The 8650-nt window shown below is 56.0% G+C and carries 12 protein-coding genes; 11 read left to right on the forward strand and 1 reads right to left on the reverse strand.

The genetic code is table 11. The features are described from left to right. The 11 genes from ACW7GZ_RS14560 to ACW7GZ_RS14610 form a co-directional block, all read left to right on the forward strand. Positions 1 to 325 (forward strand): hypothetical protein (locus ACW7GZ_RS14560; protein ID WP_457009943.1); only part of this gene is annotated, 325 nt, incomplete at its 5' end. A 498-nt stretch (positions 326 to 823) separates the two neighbouring features. After that, positions 824 to 1225 (forward strand): hypothetical protein, encoded by a 402-nt coding sequence (locus ACW7GZ_RS14565; RefSeq protein WP_457009945.1) that lies wholly within the window; start codon positions 824 to 826, stop codon positions 1223 to 1225. 90 nt (positions 1226 to 1315) lie between these two features. Continuing rightward, a complete protein-coding gene (locus ACW7GZ_RS14570; RefSeq protein WP_457009947.1) occupies positions 1316 to 1762 on the forward strand; it encodes a DUF6389 family protein in 447 nt (148 codons plus the stop codon). Positions 1763 to 1912: 150 nt separating this feature from the next. Then, on the forward strand, positions 1913 to 2707 hold the full coding sequence (locus tag ACW7GZ_RS14575; protein WP_457009949.1) for a hypothetical protein: 795 nt from the start codon (positions 1913 to 1915) through the stop codon (positions 2705 to 2707). A 58-nt stretch (positions 2708 to 2765) separates the two neighbouring features. Then, positions 2766 to 3218 (forward strand): hypothetical protein, encoded by a 453-nt coding sequence (locus ACW7GZ_RS14580; protein WP_457009951.1) that lies wholly within the window; start codon positions 2766 to 2768, stop codon positions 3216 to 3218. A 69-nt stretch (positions 3219 to 3287) separates the two neighbouring features. Beyond that, the gene (locus ACW7GZ_RS14585) at positions 3288 to 3605 is read left to right on the forward strand and encodes a hypothetical protein (RefSeq protein ID WP_457009953.1); all 318 of its coding nucleotides are present in this window, start codon (positions 3288 to 3290) and stop codon (positions 3603 to 3605) included. A gap of 489 nt (positions 3606 to 4094) precedes the next feature. Continuing rightward, a complete protein-coding gene (locus ACW7GZ_RS14590; protein WP_457009955.1) occupies positions 4095 to 4454 on the forward strand; it encodes a hypothetical protein in 360 nt (119 codons plus the stop codon). Between the two features lie 1499 nt (positions 4455 to 5953). After that, a complete protein-coding gene (locus ACW7GZ_RS14595) occupies positions 5954 to 6337 on the forward strand; it encodes a carboxypeptidase-like regulatory domain-containing protein (RefSeq protein WP_457009956.1) in 384 nt (127 codons plus the stop codon). A 563-nt stretch (positions 6338 to 6900) separates the two neighbouring features. Further along, positions 6901 to 7260 carry a hypothetical protein gene (locus tag ACW7GZ_RS14600; RefSeq protein WP_457009958.1) on the forward strand — a complete coding sequence of 120 codons (360 nt, stop codon included), beginning with the start codon at positions 6901 to 6903 and terminating at the stop codon, positions 7258 to 7260. A 114-nt stretch (positions 7261 to 7374) separates the two neighbouring features. Beyond that, entirely contained in the window at positions 7375 to 7866 is a 492-nt protein-coding gene (locus tag ACW7GZ_RS14605; protein ID WP_457009960.1) for a hypothetical protein, read from the forward strand. 21 nt (positions 7867 to 7887) lie between these two features. Further along, positions 7888 to 8061, forward strand: a complete 174-nt coding sequence (locus tag ACW7GZ_RS14610) for a hypothetical protein (RefSeq protein WP_457009962.1) — start codon at positions 7888 to 7890, stop codon at positions 8059 to 8061. Positions 8062 to 8088: 27 nt separating this feature from the next. On the opposite strand, the gene ACW7GZ_RS14615 is transcribed toward ACW7GZ_RS14610, so the two are convergent. After that, positions 8089 to 8650: IS3 family transposase (locus ACW7GZ_RS14615; protein ID WP_457009964.1), on the reverse strand; the 562-nt coding region annotated here is incomplete at its 5' end.

Genomic DNA, 8650 nt, shown 5'->3' on the forward strand with positions numbered 1-8650 from the left:
GAACTCATCCGTGTACTGCTTGCTGCTCATAAACGCCCCTGCTGTTGCCATGAATTATGGCCTGCGGGTGTCTACAAAAGGTTGGCCGGTCCACTTTGCTAAATACTGCAACTGGCCAAGCCCTTACTTCCTGCCGGAGGACAATGTTTCAGTCATAGCCGGCGGCTCCACTTTTGGCTGGCTGGATGGCACCGATACTTGCGAGGCGATCGGTGCCATCGAAGAGATCGTTGGGACAAAGATGGCACCTGCATTCTGGGAGGCAGCCGGGGCCGGAACCATGGGGCAGCTTGTAGATCGTTTGCGCGTGGCAAGCGGGCCCTAACAGTGCGTTCAAGCCGAAATTGCATCGCTACGCCGTCAACATGGCAGAAAAAGCTTGCCATGTTGCCAGATACGCCCTGCAATTCGGCTTAACTTGAGTGTTAGGCCGCTATGAAGTATGTCGCACGACCTAGAGAGTTCAAACGCCCAGGCATGCGCACCATCGGGCACATTTCTGGTGGCGAGTTGATCAAAAGCGGCGCAATGCTATTGCCAGACCGCGTCGAGATCGAGCCAGAGCCTGGAGGCGATCACTACTTCCTCTACCGGTACACCAAAGGTGGGGAGGTTTGCGGTGACACTTGGCACGAGGACCTGGAGGCAGCGTTTGCGCAAGCGGAGTATGAATATGGCCTCACCGCCTCAGACTTCCTTACAGTCCATGACAGCAGTGCAGGTAGCGCCCGTGGTGGCGCGGCCTAACAATTCATTCAAGCCGACGCCGCTTCGCGGCGCGGCTTAATTCAGGCGTTAGGCCTCACATCAACAGGAGTCGCAAGTGTCGCTAATCAAGTCCGCATCATTCCTCTGCTCTTCTCTTCTACTGGCCGGGTTCTCACCGGCAATTCAAGCCCAGTCGCAACAGCTCTCTTCCGGGGACCTTGCAGCCGTCAACTCATCTGCCCTTGTGGAGATCTCCGAGGATCGAGCATTTACGCTTCTTACGGCCGCCCTTAAAGAACATCAGGTCTCGGATCTTGAGTGCCTAAGCTTCGGCTCGGAGAGCGATGTTCCAGCGGGCTCAAAGGCCGCATCCTGGGAGTTCGCCGCCCGCGAAATCCATAATGAGGAGTGCGGCGGTGACCCTTCAACATCACCCGTTCGCGACCGGTACAAAGTTAGTTCCAACGGTGAAGTCTCGGTTTACGATTTCCCGAGCGGCGACTACACGGCACTCTGAGCGCTGGTATCGGTGCGCTAGCAGAGGCCTAACAAGTCGTTCAAGCCGACGCCGCATCGAGGCGCGGCTTAACTCTGGCGTTAGGCGCACATGACTCGCAGCGACTACATCCGCGATATTCAGATCATCCTCGACGCACATAGCCGTGAGGCAGCTTCACGAGTTCTTGCGGTGCTGGGGCTAGTTCCACCCAAGGCTACGGCTGTCACAATTGACGTGCACGTGGATCAAGACGGCGAGGGGTTTCTCGGCGTTCGTGTTGGTCTAGCTGGGCCGGATTTATTTGTACTCAATCGGGCTATTTCCCCGCATGCACAGCTCTTTGATACGCGCATGACGACGACCGGACTTGAGCCGCCACTCCCGCTAATGGAGCCACTTGGTGAGGATTTTTCTGTTCAAGATACACTGACAGACTGTGCAGCCATCTGGGTGACCGCCGTTTGGGCACAGGCCAAACCCCAGGAATTCAATCTTCCCGTCACGGTCATGTCCTCTGAGGGTTATGGCACCATCACTCCAATCAAATTGCAGTAGGCATGGCGCCACGGTAGCGCGCCTAACAATTCGTTCAAGCCGAACTTGCTTCGTTACACCAAAGCCATGGCAGAAAAAGCTTGCCATGGCTTTGGCTCCACTACGCAAGTCGGCTTAACTCAGGCGTTAGCCCTCTTATCGAGATCCCACATGATTCGTTACATCTTCGCCATCGCTCTCGCCTTCTGCAGCCTTACGGCGTCTGCTGATGAGCCATTGCCAAAAGAGCTACCACCAGATCAAGAAGCTGCCGCACTAAAGGCAGCCGAAACTACCGGTCTAACCATCTACCGGCATGATCAGGCTGCTTCTGTCGCAACCGACGCAGCCTTTAAGCTTCGTCAGTTCAAAAAAGACAAGCGCATTAAGGGATGGATCACGGAAGAGAAGCCGGACCAGATTGTCGTCACCTTCATTGATCAAACGCCTGCCGCACTGTATCGGGTTGCCGTTTCAAAAGATGGAGTTGCTGGGCCAGTAACGACACTGGAGACACCAGTCGCGCTTACTCCCTATGAGGCAGGCGCTGCTGCTGCTCGCGCAGCCGCCCTGGCATCCAAATTCCAACCCTGCTCTGAGAACTACAACTCCGTGGTGCTGCCATCCCCTAATGCAACTGAAAATAGTTGGGTGGTTTACCTAATCCCCGGAACTACCAAGAACAATGTCGTCCCAATAGGCGGCACGTATCGCGTAGACGTTAGTGGCTCCAACGTCGTCTCGCAGCGTGGGTTCACTCGAACCTGTATTGCTTTGCAGACTGACCCGAGGGCGGCCGGTCTCATGATCACCCACTTGCTGGACTCGATTCCTACGGAAGCACATGTGTTCTGGAGTCTCTGGGCCAAGAAGCCTATGTACGTCGCTACCCCACCAAATGGAACTATCTGGGTCGTTGAGGACAACAAGATCAGGTTAGTTGAGCGCAAGGCGGCAGAGGGCTAACAATTCATTCAAGCCGAAGCCGCTTCGCGGCTCGGCTTAATTCAGGCGTTAGGCCCCTATGGACAGACTCCCGACGTGGGTCGTCATCGTAATTACAGCCATTTTTCTGTTCGGTGGCCTTGAGGTCGCGGCGCTCCTCTTTGAGCTGCCCACGGATGAGCCTGCTCTCACGGATCCAGATCTAGCTGAGGCACCACTCAGCTTGTTCCTCGGCGTTGGCATTCTTGTCTACATTTTTGAGGCACTATTCTGGACAGTTCTCTTTGTTGAGCTCGGTGCCAAGTACGCAAAGTCGCCGCTGCTAGGTGCGATCCTTGGGCTTCTTGGTTATGGAGTTGTGTTTCATTGGTCCGGCGGGTTCTTCTCGGTTCTAGTGTCCAGCTGGATTGCCCTGGTTCTAAACAGCAGCTATGTTCTCCTGCGTCAGCGATCACGCACGGTTGCAATTCTCTCCACAGTGGCGCTCAAAGTTATCTTCATTCTTTCCGTGGCCTTTGCCATCTACAGGTAGGGGCCTAACAATTCGTTCAAGCCGATGCCGCTCCGCGGCACGGCTTAACTCAGGTGTTAGGCGGACATCATGGACTTTCTCGTTCCCGTAGCTCTCGTCGTCGCAGTCCTGGCGGCTCTCATGATCTATCGAAGACTTGTGGCTAACGGAACTACAAGGCAACAGAACGCAAGACTGATTGAACGGCAGAGGGCAATCCAGTCCGCGATCGACAAGGTTGGATCCACTCTCAAGAGCAGCAGCACCACGATCCAGGAAGGCGACGACGCTATGCGGATCGCACGCGATGCACTTCACCAACTGGATTCGCAAGGAGACCTTTCAGAACTGATCGCTGACAATGAGCAGTTTTTCAAGGAGTGGCGGGCATCGCGGGTGTCCGCCTAACAATGCGTTCAAGCCGAAGCCGCTTCGCGGCTCGGCTTAACTTAGGTGTTAGGCCCACGGGGAGTTTGCGGCAAGATGAAAAAGCGCATCGCGAGAGTCATGGATGAGCACCTTTCCGAGATTGCCGCGATGACGGTTTTGTTGGCGTTTGTCATCGGATACGCTGTCCTTTGTCTCGTCGTACTGCATAGACCCGAGTGGCTGCCTAGTCAGTCCATCCTCTATGCGTCACTCGTTGGCCCGCCACACTGGCTGGTCTGGGGCACTGGGGCTAGGAGCATGTTTTGGGGCTCTACCGCTGCAATCGTTGTCGTGGCAGCTGTAGGTGCCAGGTTCCAGGCCCTCGTTCTACCTGCGGCCAGTCTTTGCTTCCTGATCTGGCTGGGCACGGGATTTTTGTCGGTGGCCATGTCTGTATAGGCAGCGGGCCTAACAATTCATTCAAGCCGATGCCGCTTCGCGGCACGGCTTAATTCAGGCGTTAGACCTATGAAAGAGATCATCGCAATCTTGTTCTTGTTCGTCGCAAACTCTGCGCAGCGCGCAGATGTGAAGGAAGCATGCGCGCCGCTCCCGGAAGGTTTTCGAACTCTTGAGCATAGCTATTCGGTCGCGGAGCTTGAACAGCTTGGATTAGCTCTTGCGGCCCGCAATCCAGCCGTCCCACGGCTTCCATTCGCTTATGGCAACAGTCAGTGGGAGCATTTCAAACAACTCTATCGTCCTGGTGACAAGCTCTTGGAGTTTGATAGTCCGCATCTTGGTCCAGCGCCGAGAATTTCACCTGATGGCTACGTTCTGATGCGTGGTTCCTGCATGATCGCCTTTATGGGCCTTCGAATTGCATAGGCCTAACAATTCATTCAGGCCGACACCGCTTCGCGGCGCGGCTTAATTCAGGTGTTAGGCCTGCCATGAGAGCAATCGGCAACCTGCTAGCCCTATCTCTTTGCAGCTCGTCAGCTGCGGCTGCTGGTGTGGGGCCGATTCCAAGCTGCTCGTCTGAGCTTGCTCCTCTGTCCATCGTCGCTCCGAGGCTGCCACCTCGGTTACACAACGAGTTCGTCGGAAAGGCCCAAGTGTCGTTCGTAATCGGCCGCACCGGACGTGTTGAATCGCCCAGTATCGTTTCGACAGATTGGCAGCCGGTCGGGCGCAGCGCTGGCCGACCGATTGGCTACAGCGAGGCGATTCTCGCTGCTGTTGCCCAATGGCGGTACCCGCCCCGTAAGAGCGCTTGTGGCCATGAAATTCCCGTAGAGTTCCTGATAGATGAGGCCCCGGACTCCGGTGCGGGCAGGCCTAACAATTCATTCAAGCCGACACCGCTTCGCGGCGCGGCTGAATTCAGGCGTTAGGGGGCATAGGTAGCAGCATGGCAACTCGGACATTGATTCTCGCCATCGCTTTGGTTCTCTCGCTTCCTGCATTTGCTCAACAGGTGCGCTTCACCGGAGACACCACGGCGAACGAGACTCTACTCGTAGACACACTGAGAACGGTGGCATTGCTTGGCCCAGGTCAGTTCGATTGCCCCACAGTAGAGGCTGTGGAGGCGCAAGTTCTCCCAGAGTCGTTCTCCCCACCGGGCAATGACAACCCAGAGGGGTCAAGTCCAACGACCTATGAGCGCTGGGACGCCACCTTCTGTGGAAAAACGGTCCCGCTTCTAATCGCATACTGGCCCGCTTCGGAGGGAGGCATGATGTTCCGTGTTGGTCTGCCCTTCCCGGAGACAGCGAGTGCCCCCTAACAATTCATTCAAGCCGACACCGCTTCGCGGCGCGGCTTAGTTCAGGCGTTGGGCTGCACATGAAAGTTCTCTTGCTCCTGCTTGCTTCCGTACTAGCCGCCTCTTGTGCCGCACCTGGGCAACAGTCTGTTGAACCAGGTAGTAAGGTTTGGTCCAGCAGCGAACTGAACTCCAGGAAACAGGAGATGGATGGCGTTGAGGTGCTCGTAGATGCGTACCTGATTCACGAGCCAGAGAACTACAGCTTGTGGGACAACGAGCAGGCTAGGAGCAAGGGCGATCCCGGTTCATGCATCTCGCTCGTCTACCCTGAGTCTCTGTCTGAAGTTGTTCGTCAGTCCAACCGCAAGCCGGTTCGCCTACGTGGCACGTTCCTCCGAGATGTTACTTCAGACGGAGGTGTGTATCTCGGGCTGTGTAATTACACAGGGTTGCGCGTTGCGGAGATCTTGCGCTAGTGCAGCCTAACAATGCGTTCAAGCCGAAGCCGCTTCGTTCCACCAACCACAGGTGAATCTTGCCACGTGGTCGGCTCCACTACGCGTCTCGGCTTAACTTAGGTGTTAGAGGGCCAATGAGAACATTATCGGGATCCGTGCTGCTGGCCATCGCAGTTTCAGCCTGCTCTAGCCCGTTGGAGCCGGTGCCACTCAGCGATCATCCGTGGTCGATTCACGGCATCGTTCGAGACTCGGACGGGGACGTGCAGTCCGATGCGACCATAATCCTTCACCGGTTCCAACGCACCCCGAGCTGGTGCGGCTTCTGCGAAGTGCGTGCCGCTCAATTTGAGACCAAAGCAGATGCAAATGGCGCATTTAGCTTAAAGAGTAATCTGAAAGGCGAGTACTCCATTTTGGTTACGAGACGAGGAAGCATTGGATGTGGAGATTCCATTCCCCTTGGTCTGCTTGATACGCAAGAACTCAAAGTCGATCTCCTGCTCAATGACGGCCAGTGGTGCGGTGTGGCCCTCTAACAATGCGTTCAAGCCGACACCGCTTCGTTACGCCAAGCACATGGCAGGTACAGCTTGCCATGTTCTTGGCTCCACTACGCGGCGCGGCTTAACTTAGGTGTTAGCCCGCATGTACAACTGTCCACATTGTTCGACTAAAAGCATAAGGACCTGGCGCAAGGTGATAGCCACACCGCTCTCCCCAGCAATTTGTGGCAATTGCGGCAAGGCGAGCTACGTTTCGCAATGGAGTAGCTTTGCGATCAATCTTTTGACACAGGCCTTGCTGCCTATTGCAATTCTCTTCGCCATCATTGTTCGCAGCTTCTACGGGCTCTTGGCATATCCCGTAGCTGTCATCGTCGCAGTGTTTCTTCTCGCTCGCCTCTTTCCTCTTACTGCCGCTACTGATTCAGTACTAGAGACCCGGCACAAAGTTGTAAGGCGTACTTGGGGCCTTGTTGCGCTTGCCGCCGTAGTCCTTGTCGTGCTTTCCTTGGGCACCCGGTATGCGGGCTAACAATTCATTCAAGCCGACACCGCTTCGCGGCGCGGCTTAATTCAGGCGTTAGGCGCGGGGACCAATGGATAACCTGTTTCGAGTAATTTCCGCAGCGGAATTGGCATTGGCAACGGCATCTGGGCTGGTTCCGCGCTGCCCGTCTGATGAGCGGAGCAACTGCGTGAATTTGAACCACCGGATTGATGTTGAGACCGTGGCCAACTTGTACTTCACGCCAGACGAAGCGCCGGTGGCCCTGGAGATACGACGCTCAGACATAGAGGAAGACTTGGCCTTTGCGCCTCCTACTGAGGGAAAGCCTTTCGGTCAGGTCACACTGGCTCGGCCGAACATCTTGCTTACGTTAGTGGTCGCAGTGCATCCACTTGATGTTGTTCAACTCAACAACTTGCCTACGTTCAAGTTCGCTGCAGGCGCCTAACAATTCATTAAAGCCGAACCCGCTTCGTCGCTTCGTTCAAATGTGTCGCAGGTGTTGTAATGTCAACTCACGGCCAGCGCATTGCGGGCCGGCTTAATTCAGGTGTTAGGGCCTATGGTCGACATCAGCGCTAGATCCAAACTATCGGAAGCAGCAAGAGCATTGGTTGCTGGCCGCATTACCAACGACCAGTTCGAGGCTCGCGTTCCTGAGTCCGCTGATCCAGCAGTCCGAGAAATCTTCAACAAAGGATTCTGGCCGCTGTACAACGACCTCAAAGCCTACAAGCTGACAGGATCAGATCGCATGGATGCAGATAATCGAGCGTTCGCGTCACGCTGCATTCTTTTTCTCAAGACCTCACGACCCTATGCATGGCCTTTTCACTCGGGGTTAGACGCGCTCCGGCTTGATCTCATCAACCTTCTGACCTTGGGCTTCTCTGGGCGTCGTTTCAGGCGCCGCCTGCAAACCATCGGTGACGTAGATGCTTGGCCGTTTCTTACACATGCGGACTACCTAGCTGCCTTGCGTTCCCCGCCCTACCTCACCGGCTTGGGCCCTAACAATTCATTCAAGCCGAAACCGCTTCGCGGTTCAGATTAATTCAGGTGTTAGGCGCTGCCAATGAAGATTCCGGACAGCATGAAGAACGAGCTCGGCCAGTGGAACAATGGCCGTGGAATCGACCTTGTGAGCTGGGTCGGCTGCATGGGCAACTTTGCTCTTGCTACTGGCTACTTGAGCCTCTTCTGGCCCCGTTTCGTAGAGTTCGAGGGGTACATCCTTAGGGAAGACTGATCTTGCCCCCGTTTCTCGGACACCCGCCTAAGCAGCGTGGGCCCGCTCGAACTGCTCCGGGCTGACGTAGCCCAGTGTCGAATGGAGCCGCTCTCGATTGTAGTCAACCTCGATGTACTCGAACACCTGCGCCTTGGCCTCGGCACGGGTGGTGAAACGTTCGCCGTGGATCGCCTCGACCTTGAGGCTGTGGTTCCAGCTTTCCATCGCAGCGTTGTCGTAGCAGTTGCCTCTGGCGCTCATGCTCGCGATCAGGCCGTCCTGATCGAGCAGGACGCGATGCTCACGAGAGCAGTACTGACTGCCCCGGTCGGTATGCATGATCACGCCACGAGGCCGCTTGCGCCGGAGCAGCGCCATCCGAAGCGCATCACACACCAGCGTGGCCGTCATCCGCTCCGACATCGACCAGCCCACCACTTTTCGGGAGAACAGATCCAGCACCACGGCCAGGTACAGCCAGCCCTCGTCCGTAGCGATGTAGGTGATATCGCCCACCCACACCTTGTTCGGACGCTGCACCGTGAAATTCTGCTTCAGCAGGTTCTCCGCCACAGGCAGCGAATGGTTCGAGTTCGTCGTCGCCTTG

It is taken from the genome of Luteimonas sp. A537 (assembly GCF_054052065.1).